The sequence below is a fragment of the Brasilonema sennae CENA114 genome (genome assembly GCF_006968745.1).
Classification (GTDB): Bacteria; Cyanobacteriota; Cyanobacteriia; order Cyanobacteriales; family Nostocaceae; genus Brasilonema; species Brasilonema sennae.
Map to the genome: position 1 here is coordinate 1,607,673 of NZ_CP030118.1, position 18,779 is coordinate 1,626,451.

An 18,779-nucleotide genomic window follows, 5' to 3' on the forward strand; every position below is an offset into this window, starting at 1 on the left:
CCCAGATGAGATCGAGCTATTTAATAAGCGATCGCTTCGCCTCCCCTATGCCCAGAGGGTTTTCTGGAAGAAAACCCTTTGGGTAAATAAGGGCGATAGCTAGCCCCTAAGGGGGCGCTGCGCAAACGCTGCTCCCTAAGCGCAAAGCGCACGCTACGCGAACGGCAGATCGCGCTTATAGCCTCAAATTTCCTAATTAAGAAAACAGTAGCTTGGATCAACGATCACCCAACCCAACAGAACAAAGGTAAGTGCTGGTTTCTGTCCTGCGGACACGCAGTCGCGTTCGTTTTTCAACCAACCTACAAGTTCTATATTTGCCTTAACTGAACTCTATTGGCTTATTGGCTCAAAAATTTTCCGATAATGGCAATTCACTACAGCAATTTTAAATACTAAGTCGATGTTTTAGAGAGCAATTAGCCGCTAAAAACCCCAAGTAAACACTATTGATTGAGAGTTAATTTGACTGGAATTTACACCCGCAAGCAGTAATTTTCCTTCAGTCCATCCACGCTCAAAATCGAAGAGAACACCATCCTTGGTATCGGTTATGTTACCTTGAGAAAACATCTCTTTTAACCATTTATCAGGACTCAGAAGAGTCCAGTTTTGGAATACTAGCTTATCGGTACCAACCTGGAAGTCTTTGATGATGTCGTAGTCACTACTTGAATTATCGCCACCTTTAAATACAAATTGGTCATAGCCGTCGCCACCAACCAACACATCACTACCACGACCACCAGTCAGGATGTCATCGCCGGAACCACCACTGAGTTTATCATTACCTGCATCTCCATATAGCCGATCATTGCCTGGACCTCCTTCGAGGATATCATCACCTTTGTTTCCATCCAGAGTATCATTTCCTAGGCTGCCATATATTTTACTAGCACCATCGCTGCCACTCAGTTTATCATCTCCTATCGTGCCATATGTGACATCTTTTCCCAGATTGCCGATTAAAGTATCCCCCAAAAAGGTAACTGCAGTGGCTTGAATTTCCACTACAGTTATGTTGGTATCTTGCTTAAACGTCTGCTGGTAAGTTCCACTATACTTGCCTGTGACGGAGTCTTGCCCATTGTTGCCATCAACATCACGAGTTTGATTGGGAGTGGCAATGTTGACATTCTTACTACCACCAAACTTCAGTTCGCCAACTTTTTTAGAGGAAATTAAGTTACCAGTGATGCCAAAATAATCTAAGACCTTGGGTTTATTGGGATCTTTGGTGTCTAACACCACGAAAGCAGTTTTCGATTTAGCCTCGTTATATTCAGCATTCGGATTTTCAATTTCTTTAGCTGTCAGTGCGACATCTGCTAAAAAATCGAAACGGAAAGCAAGATTCGCCTTAACTGCAAAATTAGCAACAACTTTAGTTTGACTGTTGGAACTTCCTGCATACGGACCATCTAAACCAATCCCAGTACTGTCATTGAAGAGTACAGAGAAAGTTGGATCATTGTTGAAAATAGCTTTAGCGTCACCAATAGCAGTAGCTACCCCACCGCGAACCAATGTGTCCGCTTGCGAGGCAGTCAAAAAAGATGCTGAAGGTTGACTATAGTTGAACAGAGTAAAAAGCCCTGTAGCGTTAGCAAAATTAGGGTTGGGATTAGGAGTTGTATTGGTTGGTTGTAAAAATACAGTTTCTGATGCCATGAACTTCAACTTTTCTCCAATTGTAAAGTTTGTCTGCAAAATAACAGCGATAGCTGAGTGCAGATGCTCCCTGGCGAATTTTGCTGTAAAAGTTCCAGAAAATAGCAGTCCTAAATCCTGAGCCGCTACGGGCATGCTAAGTGTATCTGCTGCCCAGACGCTCCTTTGTATGGCTACGGCACGCCTTACAGCGTAAGCATGATTGCATGCACTTGGGTTTACGTAAAGATATTGTTAATAGCTCAAAATTGCACGAAGTTAAAGTGCTAACTGTTCTTATTCCCTGTTAATTACCACAAGAAATAGAACTATACCCAGATTGTGAAGAACTGCTGGAATTGTTATCAGATGAAACTTTTACTGAAACGCTTTGAATAATCTTAGTTTTACCATCACCAGATGCTTTAACAAAATCTTTTACTTCCGCAACAACTTTGCCATCTGGTGAGACTATCCGTTTAACGACAACTTTCTCATGCTCTTCCATAATTATACCAACCGTTTGTTGTTTTATAGACTTATTGCAAATGTGCTTTTAGTTAGCGATACACCCTTAGCGTTTCTGACAACTCACTTTATTATGTTATGTTGATGAAACACTCCTTATAAAAGATCCAGCAATTGTTCCATTAGAATTGTTTGCAAATAACGTAACGGAACGAGATTTAAACTTGCCATCATCTGTTAAGACTTCATATCCGACAACTCCAGGTTTACTTAATTTTTTTATAACAGATTTGTCATCGGAACTTACGTCTGTTACTTCGTAACCTTCTAATTGTGGTAACAGATTAAATAAATCAGCGAGCCGTAATCCACCTGTTACGTGAAGATCTTCTTCAGTTACGACTTCACAAAAATCTAAGTCAATGATTTCTAATTGATCCATGTTACACTTCATCCAAATGATTTCAGTTTAGATATTCTTGGTAAGCCAGATTAATGACAAGTTGAGTTAATTTGAAACAGAGGAAAGAGAAAAAACGCTAGTAGCAGAGCTACTCGCAGAACTACCTCCAGAAATTGCAATCGCTTCAGCATAACTGCTAGCCGAAGGACTACTAGTGCCAGCAACTGCTTGATTTACAGCAAGAGTACCAGTGTAGGTTGAAGGACCAAAAGCACGTGCCAAATATGCAGTAAATGCTAAAGCCTTCCCACCACCATGTAAATGCATGGTATTTTCTTCAGAAACAGAGTCTAAATAATCGAGATCCAAGATCAACATTGCTTTTCTATGTTTTTAATTCACTTTTGACTGAGTTCATCAATAAAGAGCAGTTGGACAGTTTTGCTGTCAAATAGAAATATGCTGAAATATTTCATCTAAAAAAAGATAAAATATTCAGCATTTTCATAATTTTATTGACAAAAAAATGTCAACATTTTATACCCCTTATGGAGTATATACTATAATCTAGCACCAGCTGTTAAGACACCAGCAGATTCAGAACCTACACCCGCAATCACAGTATTGGTGACATTAGATTCAGTATATGAGTTGTTACCTGAAGCAGTGTTGTCGTAAATGTTGATAGATGAGTTACCTACAGCGTTTACAGTGCTAGTCAGGGAAGAGGTGATGCTCTTGTTAGCCAACAGAGCAATATTAACGTTAAAATTTTGTGTTGAACCTGTGGTCAGGTTAACATTTTTGGTGAGGCCGATACCACCAACAATTTCAGCGCCTTCAACGGTTTCCAAAAGATTCAAATCAGAAATAATCATGGGGTTTCTCCTGGGAAATTATGTTTTGTGTTTTTGTTCTGGGAATTTGTGTAAGCGTTTTTTGCTTACATTTATAAATATACAACATTCAATTTATAAGTCAACTATTTTTCGAAAAAATGTTTATAATTTTCACTTATATAAATAAAAAAATTAATATTTTTGACTTATTAAAGTTATCTTTTTTTATATAGCTAAAAACAACAAATTAGCCAATACAAAGCTAATTGTATCGACTTTAATGAAATATATTTGGCTTTTTATAAAGTTAATGTGTCAGTCAAATTGAAAGTAAGTAATGTTAAGTTTTTCCCCTTGTGTAATGTTTTTAATTGCTCATGCTCTTGTTTCTTATGCTCAGAAAAGAGTGTTAGCTCTTTTTTAGAAAAAAGAAACCCCTATATCCTGCTGCATAAAAGTAGGATAAGTCGCTAGCAAATTGGTTAGAAAGTTAAAATTTTTTTACTGAATAAGGAAATCAAGCTTGCTTAGGCAGTTCTGTTGATGCTTGAAAACCTACATCTAAATCAGTAACGATTTCCATCGATGTAACTTGTTCCTTCAACCAATGATCAAACAATTCCTGCTGAATTTGCTCACGCAACTGCTCATCCAAGATAGGTTGAACAATTTCCTCTACCCAAATCAAATAAACTCCCTTGGAGGTTGAAATCGGCTTGAGAGGGGACGGTGGAGTAGCAGCAAACACAGCCGCTGCAATCTCTGGTCGAAAATCTTTACGACGTCGTATTCCTTTATATCCTCCAGCACGTCGAAGTTCAGGCTGTTGAATATATTCACGAGCTATTTCTTGGAAAATGATTTCGTTTGATTGCAGAGAATAAAACAGTTCTAGAGCTAAGTCTGTGTCATCCAAGATGACTTCATATGTGGCAGCACCAACGTAATTGAGTTGGTTTTCATAAAAGAAGCGTTCTATATGCCCAGCAAAGAGGTGATGAGCTAACTTAGTGGCTAGTACCTTGTTATGGATCAATTGTTCAAACTCAGGCAGAGAGAGATGATGTTTTTTGAGCCAGTTCCAAGTGTCTTGAGCTTTGACTAGTTTTTTGGCAAAGCGTAATCTATCTCCTTCCTGTTGAACTTCTTGTTCTAAGACTTGAATACCTGCTTCTTGGGCAGCTGATGCAATAATTTTTTGGGTTGCGATCGCTTGCACAACATCAGGGATTTGACAAGAAAGCTTTAAACTCTGAATCAGGTCTGAGGACGAAATGGTCAAAGGTTCTGACACGAGACGATTCTCCTGGGAATTTAAAACAGTTATCAGTTATCAGTTACCAGTTATCAGGTAGGAAACGGACTCATCCACCCCTTGTTCATTGCAGCTGGTACTGTTCACTGTTGAAGTTGACTTTTGACTAAACGTTTAAGCCACCTTTGTGCAATTTCTTAAATGGATCTAGGATGAAGTCTATGATACGCCGCTGGCGGATAACCACCTCAGCGGTTGCAGTCTGTCCAGGAATGAATTGAAGACGTTTGTTGCCATTCTCGATATACTGTTTATCCAAAGTAATTTCTAACTCAAAGTTTTCTACATTCCCTTGAGGCGTTTGGGTAACTTTGGAGTCTGGAGAAATCCAATTAACTTTTGCTGACACAATGCCATACTCCTGGAAAGGATAAGCATCAAACTTGACTTTGGCAGGCATACCCGCTTTTAAGAAGCCACTGTGCTGGTTTGGTATCACAGCCTTGAGTACTACACCAACTTGTAATGGTGCAATTTGAGCAACTCTTTGACCTGGTTGTAGTACGGCTCCCGGTTTGGTAGTGGGAAATTCAAAAATCACACCATCAATAGGCGATCGCACTACTCGTTGCTGCAACTGAATATTTGAGGCTGTTAATTGACTTTGAGTTTGGGAAATTTCCGATTGAACAGAATCAATTTGTGCTTGCAGTTCTTTGAGTTGTTCCTCTGCTTTGAGTTGTGCAAGTTCACCTGTATGAACCAGGCTTTGATAATTGCGTTGTTCTTCCTCCGCTTTGAGTTGTGCTTGCTGGATTTCAGACTGAGCTTGCTGAATGGTTCTTTGATAACTGCTTTGTTGTTCTTTTAAGCTCGACTGAGTCTGAGCAATATCTGATTTCGCTCGCAGAAGGTATTCGTAGTTTTCCTTTGCAGACTGTTGGATTTCCTCAAAACGCTCTTGTGGCATGACACCATCTTGATAGGCTTTTTTATAGCGTGGGACTTTTTCTTGAGAGGCCTGAAGACGAACTTCTGCTAACTTATAAGCTGACTTACTAGAATCAAGAGCTTGCTGCACTTGGGCTACTTTGGCCAGTTTTTCCTCTTTCTGTAAGTTATAAACGGATTTGAGAGTATCTAAATTCCGTCGCGCCTGGTCCACTTGAGACTGCTTTGCTAAGAGTTGAGCTTGGTTTTGTTGTTGCTGAGTACGCACAGAAAGCGTTAATTGATTTTTGAGTAGCTCTGAGCTCTTTCGCCGATTTTGGAGTCCGTCCAACTTTGTTTGAACCTGGTTAAGTTCAGTTTTGACAACCTGTGAGTCCAGTTCCAATAAAACTTGACCTGCTTTTACAGTTTCGCCTTCTTTGACCTTGACAGCAGTGACACTTCCACCGACTGGACTATCTAATTTTTGGGTTGCACCTTTAGGTTCAAGACGTCCTCTAGCACTCTCTGTCTCATCAACCTTTGAGAACATCGCCCAAGGTAAGACAATCAGGGCAAAAGCTGTCAACAAGTACAGCGAAGAACGCGTCCAAACTTTAGGTAAAGCATCTAACAGTTCTTCGGTTCCAGAAAACCAATTTTGTGTATCATCTGTTGCTTCTGTATGCTTAGATAACTCAGTAGATTCCGCACTTTTGGCTGAAGGAATGTAGTTTTTCTGCGGATCTGACTGGGGCGGAACTCCAGATGAGGGATCACGAGATGTGTTTGGCATAGTTAAGACTTACGCATTGTCAAAAAATTGATTATGTGAATTGAGTCAAATCTTAGGTTTGAACTTTTTTTAAGACGCATTATTTCGGCTCAATGATAATTGTCATTTGCAATATACACATGAAATATGAGGATTTGGTGAGTATTTTGTACATGGTTTTCAAGAAAAACGTCATTAACGGTTGCAGTTTAGTTAATCCACATTTTTCTTTGTACAGTGCGTAAGTCCTAATAGTTTTCGGCTAATGGTTCGCGAAATCAATGATCATCATTTAGGTGATCACTGCTAACTGTAGAAACTTAACCTACATGAGCAAGTTGTTGTTGATTCAGGTAGTAATAATGTCCTTTTTTAACGATTAATTCGTCGTGTGTCCCGCTTTCGATCAAGACACCTCGGTCTAACACCAGAATTAAATCAGCGTTGCGGACAGTGGAAAGGCGATGAGCAATAATCAGACTCGTGCGTCCTTGAAGAATAGTTTTTAGGTTGTTCTGAATGATTCGTTCGGATTCTGCATCCAGGCTACTGGTGGCTTCATCGAAAATTATAAATCGGGGATTACCTAGCAAGGCGCGGGCGATCGCCAGACGTTGGCGTTGTCCGCCAGAAAGCATCCCACCACCTTCACCAATTTCGGTGTCGTAACCCATTGCCATCTGCTGAATAAATTCATCTGCTCCAGCCAAACGTGCTGCTTCTATAATTTCTTCTAAAGAGGCTTCTGGATGGGCGATACCAATGTTTTCTCGAATTGTACCACCAAACAAGAAAGTATCTTGGTCTACCACACCCATTTGTTGTCGCAGGGATTTAAGAGTGATACTACTGACATCGTGACCATCGACTAAGACCTTGCCTTCGCTTGCAGGATATAGACCCAACATTAACTTTGACAAGGTTGTCTTTCCTGAACCACTGCGTCCCACCACCGCAACTGTTTGTTCCGGCTTAATTTCAAAGCTGAGATTTTCCAGGACGTTCGTCTGGCTTTCTGAGTGATAGCGGAAAGTGACATTATCAAAGCGAATGTGACCGCGCATCTGACGCAAAGGCTTGCGGGGTTTAGTTTGCAAGTCTTCTTCTGGTTCTGCATCCAGGACATCGTTGATGCGTTCCACAGAAATCACAATTTCTTGGAATTGATTCCACACCACGCTAAGTCGTTTGAAAGGGCTAAGGACATTGCCCAATAACATATTAAAAGCAATCAGTTGTCCTATGGTGAGTTCTTGATTAATCACTAGCGAGGCCCCGTACCATAGCAATGCCGTATGCATCACAGTGTCGATGACACCACTAATAATTTGCAGGTTATTGCCAATAATCTGTGCGCTAAAAGATTTTTTGGTCAAAGTATTCAGCAGTTCTTCCCAACGCCAACGCACGGTATGTTCAATTGACATTGAACGCACAGAACGAATACCTGTGAGGGCTTGAATCAGATAACTGCTTTGTTCCGCGCCTGCATTGAAAATCTCTCTGGACATCCGACGCAAGATGTTTGTAGAAGCTAGTGTCAGGATAAAAAATGGCGGTACAGTCATTAACCCTAGAAGTGCCATCCGCCAGTTATACCAAAACATCAATCCTGCATAAATAATCACCGTCAACAAATCCAGAATGATTGACAGCGTTTCGCCAGTCAGGAATTGTTGAATTTTTTGGTTTTCTTGGATGCGAGAGACAATATCTCCGACGTAGCGGGACTCGAAGAACGATAAAGGTAAGCGTAGGGTATGTTTGATGAAACCTACCAACAGTGCAATGCTGACACGGTTTGCTGTATGCGCTAAAAGATATTGCCTTAAGCCATTCACAGCGATGCTGAACAAACCAAATATGATCAACCCAACACAGACAGCGTTTAATGTAGAGGTGCTACCCTGAACAATGACTCTATCAAAAAGTAGTTGGGTAAATAGGGGCGTGATTAGCCCAAACGCCTGAATTAGTATTGAAGCAAAGAAAACTTCCAGTAGTACCCAAGTGTGGGGTTTGAGTAGCTCAAAAAACCTCCAAATGCCTGTGCTGTCATCTTCTGTTTCTTTGAGTACAGATGTGGGTTGCAGCAATAAGGCGTATCCAGTCCAACCTGCCTGAAATTCCTTTGGGCTGAGAATGCGTTGACCAATCCCAGGGTCACCCACAATCACTCGCTTTGAGGTAATTTCATAGAGGACGATGTAGTGTTTGCCTTCCCAATGGACAATCGCTGGTAGGGATTGTTGTGCTAGTTTATCAAAGCTGGCTTTGACGGGACGGGTTGCAAAGCCAACATTTTCGGCGGTGGCGGCTAAAGCACTGAGTGATGCACCAGACTTGTTGACGTTAGCTGACTCCCGCAGTCGATTCAGATTTAGGCGTTTGCCCCAATAGCGTGCTATCATTACCAGGCACGCGGCACCACAATCAGCAGCACTTTGCTGTGCAAAAAATGGGTAGCTTTTGGTTAGTTGTCCCCACGCTTGCCCGACTTTGACTTTGGGAGTTGGAAAGTAAGGGCGTGATTTTTTTGGTGGCTCTTGTCTTGTTGTCGCTGACTCCCGGTGGCGAAAAGGGATGACGTTTCCAGAAGGAGTAATTTGTTCTGATTTTGATTTGCGAGGACGTGACTTCTGTTCTTGAGGTGCGGGTGAACCTTGTTCGGGTTCTACCAACTGTGCTAATTGCTGAGCGTGTTCAATTACTGTTTGCCATTGTGTTTCTTTGAGATCGTAGGCGATCGTTGGCTCAGTTGTTTGCCAATCTCCCTGATCTGAGTGTGTAATAATTTGTCCTGGTGTCAAACTTTGACCATTTGTATGTCGCAGTTCTCCTTTGTACACCAGCCACAATTTACTATCTTTGGGTAGCGATATTTTTTGGTTGCTATCCAAAAAGTGTTGAGAGAAATAAGATAAACCTTTTAGTATTTCTGGTACATCTGGTGGCGGGCACTCGATTTGCGAATTTTGCCGACATCGCAGTAGTAAGTCCCATAATTGAGCGCGTTGCAGTAGGCGATCGCGAAACTTGGGATTATTATCTATCAAAGCTTTTAATATCTCTAGTTTGAGATAGCAAAGCTTGAGGTTAGTTGAAGCTTTGGCAATATATGGTAAAAAGTCTTGTTCTGGAAACAAGGTGGCTTCTGCGAAGCAAGAACCTGTACCTAGGGTTGTGATTAAGTTCTCTGCGCTATCTAAGAGTCTGACTTTGCCACGAAGAACTATATAAATTCCGGCAATACTGTCTGTTGTTTGCAAAAACTGCTTTGTGGGTGTTGGTTCCAGGATTTCTGCCTGTGCAATACACCCTGCTAGTTCCTGTTGTGAAACAACCTGCTCAAAAGCATCAGCAAGTTGTTGACACAGTTGCTGCAAAAATTCTGATGACATTTCGTTTCTTCCTCCACAACAATTCAGTCTTTACTCTCAACTAAACTGGTTGACCGTAAACTACACTCTCGTTGAGCCAGCAGTTGCAGAGTAGCATACACCCATCTATCAATAGTGCTATTTAAGCTTGCAAAAGCTTGCCGTTGAGTTATCTGGTGTAACATAATATTAGTTAACGTCAAAAAAGTGGGCACATGAATCCGCTGTAGCTGTTGCAAGTTCCCGCGCAAAGGGTTGACAGCCACATACTTAATTAGTCCTGGGAAGCTAATTAATTGTGTGTTTGACGTATAGCTAACCTTGGGAACCGCTCCCCTACTGTTATGGGGTTTAGGGGGGCTATCCCAGGTTTATATACTTTGATTCTTCTATCTTCCGGTTTCTGGGGTAACCGCAACGAATAGAGTAATCAAAGAGTTGCAAACACATCAAATTTATTTGAATTTAAAGAGAAAGCTATAAAGACGCACCGACTAACAAAGTAAGAATAAATTTTATTAGTAAATGGCAGTAAGCATCCCTGAGTCAACAAACTGAAAAACATGGCTGTTAGATCCTTTACATACAACACTATGTTGTTAATATGATGTTAGAGAGTATACAAGCAGTTACTTGATCATGAGTCGAAGGACTCCTTCTAAGTATCCTGCAAGATAGCCACTGTATCTGAAATTGAATCAAAATCCAACCGAAACCTAAGAACTAATCAGAATTTGGCAGAGCAAAGATCTGAGTCTGTCTGGCTCAGGGTGAATTCTGTTTACAAGGAACTTCCAGGTAACTTCAGAAAAGAAAAACAGTTAACTTTGCTGTCGGAACAGTATAAATTCGTTATTTTCGCGCCTGCAGCGAGAAATTGGTGACTGCAGGCAAGAATATAATTTTTACCTACCAATGGAGCACCTACTAGGTTGCTCTTCAATCAGGAATATGGGTTATGAGACTTGGGAGTGATAAAAAAACAACTCCAGGAATTAATCTAGCACACTCCTTCAATGAAACTACCAAACAATTTATTAGTAAATTTTCGTACCTCTTGTCAAGAGGTCTTTATAAAGTCTTTATTCTTCATCTTTACTTTTGAAAAAAAATATATTAACTTTATCATTATTTTATATTAATGTTTGTGTAAAAAAAAATTTTTGTGTATAAAAATCTAAATTCATATTATTTTTTAATAATTTGAAATAAAAGTTGGCATTGAGTAACCAATAATACATTTTGAGAAAAAGTCAAAAGTAAAAAGTTGTATCTTTAAACGTCAACTACACAAGTGATTTTCATGTAACTAACTAAAGCATAAGAATTTCATACTTTAGTAGTATTGACAGTATTAACAAAACATAATTCGAAAAAGTAATATCTTTACTAGCACAGGTTGCCTCAAGTGAATCTGCTCTCAGCCTGGCTTCTTTCTAGATGCCTACGTATGTAGCGGTACGTACGTAGTGGTGAGACAGTGAGCAGTTCCGAGGAAGGGCTGGTAGCCTATCTCCTTGACTAAACCCTCGTTGAATACACCTGCGGTGCATGTCCCGGCTTGTAGACACCCTTTGAGCCGCTTCCCAGACGATAGCATTAGGCATTTTCCCTCTGGAAGAAACGGAGCGTGCGAATGATGAGTTTCCCGCGCCTTTGCGACTGCCTAAAGCCCAGATACTTGAAGAAGAATTCAGTTGTCAGAAGGCAGAACCCAGCAATATGATTGGATCGGTGCAGCACCCAACCAATTGAATACAACGCTCTTATCCTGCACCAGGGTTACCCTTCGACAAAGCTCATTAAAGCCCTCCCGCAGTACTGGCGACCGTATAGACGGTGGGGTTTTAAACTCAAAGACTTCCGTTCGCTGAACTCTACAATTTATGCGCTTGTCTTTCTTTCTTTCTTATTCTGATTCCTCAGTTCTGAGTTCTGAGTTCTTTTTGATAAGACTTATGGGGTTGTGCGCTTGGGAGGAAACGTAAGCAACAGACAACTTTTGGCACACAAGTGTCCTGCTCAATCTAGATTGTTTCAGTGTTTTTAGCTTTAAGCGAACCGTATTAAAACAAAAACTGGAAGCTAACTTATCGTTTGAGCTTCCAGTGATTTCTACATAAATTACAAGTAAACTTGCGCAGTGACAGTCCTATTTTGGGAGGAGTAGGATGACACTTATTCACACACAAGTAAGAAAAAACTATAAGTTCTACAAGCCTTGACAACAGTCTGGTGTTGCTATTTCGTTTTTCACACTAAAAGTTCTGTCAGCTTTGCTACAACCTAGAATAGATTAGGTAGCAGCCTTACATCTTTGGATTGGGGGAAGATACCACTCCAATTTCTCTTTGCTGAGACTTTTTGTGAAAAAGAACCACCATTTGCAACTTTGGATCTGTTGGTCTACGTGTAGAAGTTATATACTCTACAAGATGCTGACGATTTCGGCAACAGATTCGACATATTTAACAGTTAAGAAAAATTATATATAATCATTTCTTCTCTCCTTTAGAATAAATTTTAGGCATCAATCGATTTCTTTGATGTTATTTATAATTTATACAAAATAGGTTGTATCAATATGCCACTTTGGCATATTTAAAATAAAAAGCTGTCAGTTATCTAAATTGCGTAGTTACTTATCAAGTTATCCATAGCAGAATATGGATCAGTTAAAGTCTAAAACTTAGAGAAACTCTAGATTTTTAACCAAGTACGTATCAGCTTACTCCGCCCTCACGGACACCCTCTGTTAGGCAAAAAGACGGGTACTCCGAGTTCCCACGTTCGCAAAGTAGCTTGCCTTTAAGGCATAGGGCATTGGGCATAAGGGGACAGGGGTGAGATTTTTGCTCCACAACTTCGGTTTTTAACTTCAAAACCGCCATGCTATAGATATTACAGCAGTTTTCGGGTAAATAAACCACACTCTCCGGGGCGCAATGCCTTGTACCCCTATAAAAAATAGTGGTTCAAATAGATGAAAATCGCTGTAAATCAGCATGGCAGATACTAAACAACTCAAAGATGTGTCTTTTGTGAATCTATTTACTCCAGCAAGTGTGTAATTGAATTTACAGAATTTAAGAGAAAAGATTAACTTGTTCTGAAGCCATTTCAGGACTGGTGGATTCATATTCGTCCACTTGTGTTGTTAACCACTGTTCCAAATTCCCACCACGGGTTTTTGTTTATTTCTTACCAACCACCTCAAGTAATGGTCTATCTTTAATTTTGCTGAGGCAGTTAGTTGATGTGAGATGGCTTTGGGACCTTTTGTCAGAAGAGATATTAGTAACTTTGAGATTTTCGTTTTCCTGTTGATTTGACCTACTAACATGAGAATTTTCTTTAAGCAGTCGGTTGTAAGTACGGTAGGGAATGTAATGTAGAGGATTGTAGCCTGCAAAACGTAGCATAAGAACACAAGCCCAGGAATACTTACCAGCAAGAATAGCCTCAACGACTTGGTCGAATTGTTCTGGAGGAAGTTTTTTATCTAACTGATGACTGCAAGACATATTTTGGTTCATGGTATTTGTGTTGTTGTGAAAGTAAATTAGCTGATCAGTTTCTTTGGTTATTTGTGTTCAATTGAAGGTATATCAACTGTTCTTGCCTGTTTGCAGATATTGCATTGCTTTAAAGGAAATATCAGTGATAGGGCGATAGGGAACTATTTTGCAGCGGCTGGGAGTTTTGGTGTTGAGAGAATAGATGTAGCTTTTTTAACTAGTACTGAAATCGACCTTTCTAAATGCATCAAGATTGATTTGCACTTTTTTATTTTGCAAGTTAGTCATTCCCATAACCAATTGCTGAATCTGCCTTTGGTTTAGTCGTTCTGTAGGCTGTGTTGGCATTTCTGCGTTTTGTGGTTCGAGTTTATCTGATGCTCCTAAGCCAGCTTTGTTCTCTTGTGCTCTGGCTAATGCACGAGTTTGAGCAAGTGTTCGAGTTCGAGCCATCAAATCTTTGATGTGGTTGAAGTGTGTTTGGTCGGGTGCTAAATCTTGGTTTTGCACTTCAACTTTTGAAAGCAAAGGCTCTGTGTCAAATTCTGCAACAACCTGACCTGTTTTGAACTCTTGAACTTCTTTAACTCCAGTCTTAAGGACTTTGCTCAGATCTTGTAGCTGAAGTTTGTGAGGCGAATCTAGTGCTACAAATTTTTCTCGAACATGACTGACCTGTTGAATCTTTCCTGTCCACGCCCAAACAACAACCGTTGTAAAAAAAGTTATGCTCCTCAACGTCACTAAATGAGCAACGGTTAAAGGTAGTTGATCAAGCAATGTCTCTAAGGATGTAGAGCAATATCCTGCATTTTTATTTGCTATTTGAGGCTTTGTAACCCTCGGGAAGCGTGTCTCTATAGGTGCTTTTGGTAAAGCCTCTTTTATTGAAGTTAAATGATTTGCGTAGATGAATGCTGTTTGTGAAACCGAATCACAGCAGGGATACAACTTATGAAAATTTATCCCTGTATTCTCTGTTGTGCTTAAGGTTTCCACTGCATTTGACCTGATGATACTGTTCATGATCTGTCCTGATGATCCCAAACCTGACTTTCTATTCAAGTCTTTTTGCTGCTAAGCCGGAATGATGTTATGTTTCGATGAAATTCAGCAGCTAGTTTTTAAAAAAGCAATTTCTACAGACGGACACAATACAATAGAGGGTTATTAAACTTACAATTTTGATTTCCAGACCACTCAGTTGCTGGTGAGTTATCGACTGTAACTTTTGCTTACTTTACCAGAGAACTTAATTTACCTTATCCATGTTATATATCTGCTCTGAAAAATTTTCTAGTGGGTTTCCGTAGATGCAATTTTATCTTTTTAAAATTTTACTCTCCCCTAATTAAGTTATTTGTTTCTGTTACAACTAACTTCCATTTTTATACCAAATAATTAGGAGTCATTAAGTAAAATAGCATACTTTTTAGGGTTGATGAGAAAAATTAAGCATCCCTAATCCTTAATCCCCATATTCGTATTTATACTATTTTTTTCCGTAAATGTCATCTCCTAAATTATTTTTTTTCAACGTTATTTCGATTATCTTTCTAGATTAACTCAATTTTTATCAACTTTACGTTTTCTGTCTAAAGTGTTAGATATTAGGGGGTAATACCCCTCATACACACTGAATGTAAGGCTTTTATCTCCTCAAGAAGTATCTAGATTTGAGATGTGAGTAAATGTTCTAATACTTTCAAAATATATCAGCAAAAGTAGCATTTAGACAATCTTTACTAGAGAGAATTCGTGAGAATATTTTTTACAATTGCCGGAAAACATATTGTTATCGTTATCTCACTTAAGATCCACCACATAGTTAAATTTTCATTTTCACAGGCAAATCCAAATCTACGATGAGTTTGTTATGGACTTGGCACAAAAAATCTTAAAATAATGCTGATATATTCTGATTACATGACATATTCATGGTAAAATTTTAAGACTTTTTAGAGATAGACTGTCTTAATTACAACCAAACACTGTCTAAGGTATTTGAGAAAGCAAAAGTAGCATACTGCGACTGTGTAGATTTCTTGAATTTTTCAGTCAAAAAGGAGAAGTCGTACAATATGCTGCTCGCTAAATTTAAAAAATACTTGTATTTATTTGAAATTTTGACGCTACACAGTTCAGTTGTTTCTTAGTACTGAGTAGGATGTAAAGAAGCCGTGTAGAAGGGAAAATATTTCACACTAATCACACGCCATTTGCTATCCTTAAAACCCTTGAAGTATGTTTATGACAGGCTACACTTTGGTGTAGTCTGTCTGTAGGAATTACACAGACGTACTGGCGCTGGCTAGCAAGTGGCGTTTCAAGCAACGATCGCGACTAACATTTACCACTACAACAGCTAATCATCGCCAGATAATCTGCACCACAATCTGATGAACTCTGTTGTTGAATAAAAAGATAGCGACGCCATAACCGGATCATTCAAGGGCACAGATGAATTGCTTGTTGGTAAAAATCAATATTTGCTATGGTTTCAGCAGCTTTTGAACTCTGAACCTTGGAAAGAACTGCTCTTTACCTATAAATTTCTGTTCTCAGTGAACTGTTCACGACGAAAATATATTCATCGTTTCGTCTGTGTGTTTAAATAAACTGGACAATGTTGTTTTGTGTTGAAGCGAAAAGATTGAGAAGCCTTTCAAAAAAGATTTACAGCAATTTTGAATTGAAAGAAACTCCCTACCCGGAAACTTGTCATCTGTAAACATTTCTCTACATTACTAGTTTTTCATGTATTTCAAGCTACTAGTTTTTAGATTGTTCAACAGTAACTCCCTACTTATAAGCCCTTAAAACTCGGTGTGAATCGATATATTATAAGAGCAGTCCTAAATAATACTTCTGGAGTTAGTAGCTCAAGTCCGGAAAGAGGTGAAAAAATATTGTCTGACAGATAAAAACGACTTGAATTGTTAGGTATAAAATGTTAATTTCGCATAGAAAATAGACAGCAGGTAAAAATCCCTAACCTGTAACCTATGGCTAATCAATGAGCAAATAAATTGCCCAAATTGCCATAGCACGAAGATAAGTACTAGCACGGAAAGTACCAACAACAGTGATAGCTTCAGGTGTGCGGAATTGTAGCCCATTCTCATAAATTTGCTGCACCACAGCGTATGCAATCCTAAAAGCTTCATCCTTCATTTCCATTTGCACAAGAAAAGCCGCCAATCCAAAATTTATTCCCGTCCAAATCTCCAAGGGATGAGTTGCGTTGGGGTTCTCTGGGGAACCATCAGGACGAACACCGTTAGCAGCACCGAACTTCCCATCGTAAAACTTGAGGAAACAAGCATCGTAAACAGTTTTTAAAGCAGAGAGGATGCACTCAACAGGTACAATATCCGGTAGACCCAACAAACGAGCATAGAATTGCCCACATAACTGGTCTGCCATAACCACATCAGATCCACTCTCACTATCCAGTCGATAGTATTGCCCATTCCAGAGTTTTTCTTGGTAAATAGGGCGAGATTGTGTCAGCCAAGTTTCGTAGATAGACTTTTGTTGAACCAATTCCTCTATGTCAATGGATGCTTTCCAAGGGCGATCGCACTCCTGTGTAGAGGTGTTTTCCTTTTGGTCTATGGAGTTTAATAAAATATCGCAAATGGCGATCGCCGCTTCCATTGCCGCCAACCACAACCCACCACAATAAGCGCTGACTCCTACCAAGCGCCAGTCATCAAAAGTTTGGTCAGGTGCGCCAGAATTTTCCGGAATACCATCTTCATCTTTATCAAACCTTTTCAGGTAGTCTAGAGTTTGCACAACAGGATTCCAACACTCTGCCAGGAATTCCACATCGTCAGCACCTGTCAGCAGGAAGTCTCGGTACACTTGCAATACAAAATCACAACCTAAATCTTTCCAAAGATTGCAATCTTGATAACTTGTATAATTTGTTTTCTCCCAGACATGTTCGTTTGGTGCACCTAAATCGTGAGGTGTAGCGCCTGCGGTTTTACGAACTGCCATCGGACTTTCCGCACCAATCACGTAATAGTAGCCAATAATACGGTGTGTCTCGTCACAACTGGGAATTGCTCGTGCAAAGGCACGTATCACCGCCTTCTCTAGTTCTGGAAACAGCATCAAGAGGGCGAAAGAACCATAAAGCCGCACATCCAAACTTTCATACCAGCGGTAATCTAAGCACTCTAATACGGCAAACTGACCAACAGGGTCGCGATCACTTGCCGCACTCCAGAGAGTTCCACCACTGGTCAGATCATAAAGCTCATTAAACAGAGCCATTTTGAACCAGTCTGGCAAGTCTTGGCGCTCAATAATTGGCTGTTGCCAAGATTGAATCTGTTGTTGCCAAACATGATATTCTGCTAAAGCGGTGGATGCTATTGTCCAAGCATTCTTTCCACTTTTACCAAAAAAGTCGGTATATCTGCGATAATATGTAGTCCCGGCGGCAAATTCTGTGATCGGCAAATCCCAAGTCAGTGCGAAGGGAATTTCGAGAGTTTCGCCTGGTTGAAGAGTGAAACGTACAGCAAGAGCCACCCCTATCTGTTCACCTTCTGCTGCTGGAGTATTATCGACGTGATTAGGCAAAGAGCCATCTTGGGCGAAGCTTTGCCAGACTTCTTCCCCAGTCCCAACTGGATTCCAACGCGTGTGGTACTGGACTTCAACATTTGGTTGTTTGCGAGTAGCAATACACCACTGTCCCTCTCCTTCTTGAGGGGGTTCAGTCATATTAACCGGCTCCAACAACAATCCAATACTTTCGTTGTTTTCAACTATCCGGTTAAAATTACCTTGACTTTCGCCTAAACGTGGCTGATAGTCATAAACTGGGCTTCCATCATCCCGCACCCGAACCAGAGGAGATTTCACAGCATTAGTAAACCAGCCAACCATATTTTCCCAAGTGAGCATGATACTAAGACTAATAGGTGCATGAGTTGGGTTGTGTGCAGTCCACAGAAACACCGCGACTGGATAGCTTGCTTGTTGATAATTTCCTGCCCAAATAGGAGAGAATTGCTCACAGGTTAACTCTGCTTGAAACACCCCTTCATAAACAAACCAGCTACGAGGGTATAGAGCGTGATAAGTTCCCGTTTGGGATTGGGGTGATGAGGGAGTCACAGAAGTTTGTTTCACTTCCTCACTGTTTTCTTCTCTCCCTACTTTCTTACTTCCCGGATACCACTGCCATGTTCTAAGGCTTGCGTCTTCAGGAGGTTCAGTACACAAAGCGCAGGCTTGCGAGGATGAGCCAAAAGATTCAAATACACTGAATTGACACGCGGGGATGTTTTTGAATACATGTTCACCGCCGTCAATGTGCCACAAATTAAAATCTCCCCGTGAGGAACGACCAATACAACCTGCACCAAAACCGCCCAAAGGCATACCGTGCCAATAACCATCATCAATATTGCTGGCATAACGGACTGTGTAAGGTTCGTCCCAACCTAAACCGATGGGACGACTCCAAGTGCAAGAGGGAATTACGGAAGATGGCAGTTTTCTCATCATTGGATTATACAGCGTTTAGGTATCCGTTC

The 18,779-nt window shown here is 40.3% G+C and carries 12 protein-coding genes; all 12 read right to left on the reverse strand.

What is annotated here, in order from left to right:
- Positions 1-426: 426 nt before the first annotated feature.
- The 12 genes from DP114_RS06850 to DP114_RS06905 all read right to left on the reverse strand — a co-directional run bounded on the left by DP114_RS06850 (position 427) and on the right by DP114_RS06905 (position 18,747).
- A complete protein-coding gene (locus tag DP114_RS06850; RefSeq protein ID WP_171975754.1) occupies positions 427-1,806 on the reverse strand; it encodes a calcium-binding protein in 1,380 nt (459 codons plus the stop codon).
- Between the two features lie 151 nt (positions 1,807-1,957).
- A complete protein-coding gene (locus DP114_RS06855) occupies positions 1,958-2,158 on the reverse strand; it encodes a hypothetical protein (RefSeq protein ID WP_169265293.1) in 201 nt (66 codons plus the stop codon).
- Positions 2,159-2,254: 96 nt separating this feature from the next.
- Positions 2,255-2,560: a hypothetical protein gene (locus DP114_RS06860; RefSeq protein ID WP_169265292.1), complete on the reverse strand. Its 306-nt coding sequence runs from the start codon at positions 2,558-2,560 to the stop codon at positions 2,255-2,257.
- A 66-nt stretch (positions 2,561-2,626) separates the two neighbouring features.
- Positions 2,627-2,899: a hypothetical protein gene (locus tag DP114_RS06865; RefSeq protein WP_169265291.1), complete on the reverse strand. Its 273-nt coding sequence runs from the start codon at positions 2,897-2,899 to the stop codon at positions 2,627-2,629.
- A 182-nt stretch (positions 2,900-3,081) separates the two neighbouring features.
- Positions 3,082-3,399: a hypothetical protein gene (locus tag DP114_RS06870; RefSeq protein WP_169265290.1), complete on the reverse strand. Its 318-nt coding sequence runs from the start codon at positions 3,397-3,399 to the stop codon at positions 3,082-3,084.
- Between the two features lie 478 nt (positions 3,400-3,877).
- Entirely contained in the window at positions 3,878-4,654 is a 777-nt protein-coding gene (locus DP114_RS06875) for a peptidylprolyl isomerase (protein ID WP_171975755.1), read from the reverse strand.
- Between the two features lie 127 nt (positions 4,655-4,781).
- A complete protein-coding gene (locus tag DP114_RS06880; protein WP_171975756.1) occupies positions 4,782-6,341 on the reverse strand; it encodes a putative HlyD family type I secretion protein in 1,560 nt (519 codons plus the stop codon).
- A 299-nt stretch (positions 6,342-6,640) separates the two neighbouring features.
- On the reverse strand, positions 6,641-9,721 hold the full coding sequence (locus tag DP114_RS06885; RefSeq protein ID WP_169265287.1) for a peptidase domain-containing ABC transporter: 3,081 nt from the start codon (positions 9,719-9,721) through the stop codon (positions 6,641-6,643).
- A 23-nt stretch (positions 9,722-9,744) separates the two neighbouring features.
- Positions 9,745-9,966 carry a hypothetical protein gene (locus DP114_RS06890; RefSeq protein WP_169265286.1) on the reverse strand — a complete coding sequence of 74 codons (222 nt, stop codon included), beginning with the start codon at positions 9,964-9,966 and terminating at the stop codon, positions 9,745-9,747.
- A gap of 2,928 nt (positions 9,967-12,894) precedes the next feature.
- Entirely contained in the window at positions 12,895-13,236 is a 342-nt protein-coding gene (locus DP114_RS06895) for a HetP family heterocyst commitment protein (RefSeq protein WP_169265285.1), read from the reverse strand.
- A 195-nt stretch (positions 13,237-13,431) separates the two neighbouring features.
- Positions 13,432-14,244: a putative HlyD family type I secretion protein gene (locus DP114_RS06900; RefSeq protein ID WP_171975757.1), complete on the reverse strand. Its 813-nt coding sequence runs from the start codon at positions 14,242-14,244 to the stop codon at positions 13,432-13,434.
- Positions 14,245-16,227: 1,983 nt separating this feature from the next.
- Positions 16,228-18,747: a GH116 family glycosyl hydrolase gene (locus DP114_RS06905; protein ID WP_171978133.1), complete on the reverse strand. Its 2,520-nt coding sequence runs from the start codon at positions 18,745-18,747 to the stop codon at positions 16,228-16,230.
- Between the last annotated feature and the right edge of the window lie 32 nt (positions 18,748-18,779).

Coding starts and splice junctions, on each gene's coding strand:
- DP114_RS06895 (WP_169265285.1), bottom strand. CDS start 13,236: ATGAACCAAAATATGTCTTGCAGTCATCAGTTAGATAAAAAACTTCCT.
- DP114_RS06905 (WP_171978133.1), bottom strand. CDS start 18,747: ATGAGAAAACTGCCATCTTCCGTAATTCCCTCTTGCACTTGGAGTCGT.
- DP114_RS06885 (WP_169265287.1), bottom strand. CDS start 9,721: ATGTCATCAGAATTTTTGCAGCAACTGTGTCAACAACTTGCTGATGCT.
- DP114_RS06860 (WP_169265292.1), bottom strand. CDS start 2,560: ATGGATCAATTAGAAATCATTGACTTAGATTTTTGTGAAGTCGTAACT.
- DP114_RS06900 (WP_171975757.1), bottom strand. CDS start 14,244: ATGAACAGTATCATCAGGTCAAATGCAGTGGAAACCTTAAGCACAACA.
- DP114_RS06880 (WP_171975756.1), bottom strand. CDS start 6,341: ATGCCAAACACATCTCGTGATCCCTCATCTGGAGTTCCGCCCCAGTCA.
- DP114_RS06870 (WP_169265290.1), bottom strand. CDS start 3,399: ATGATTATTTCTGATTTGAATCTTTTGGAAACCGTTGAAGGCGCTGAA.
- DP114_RS06850 (WP_171975754.1), bottom strand. CDS start 1,806: ATGCCCGTAGCGGCTCAGGATTTAGGACTGCTATTTTCTGGAACTTTT.
- DP114_RS06865 (WP_169265291.1), bottom strand. CDS start 2,899: ATGTTGATCTTGGATCTCGATTATTTAGACTCTGTTTCTGAAGAAAAT.
- DP114_RS06855 (WP_169265293.1), bottom strand. CDS start 2,158: ATGGAAGAGCATGAGAAAGTTGTCGTTAAACGGATAGTCTCACCAGAT.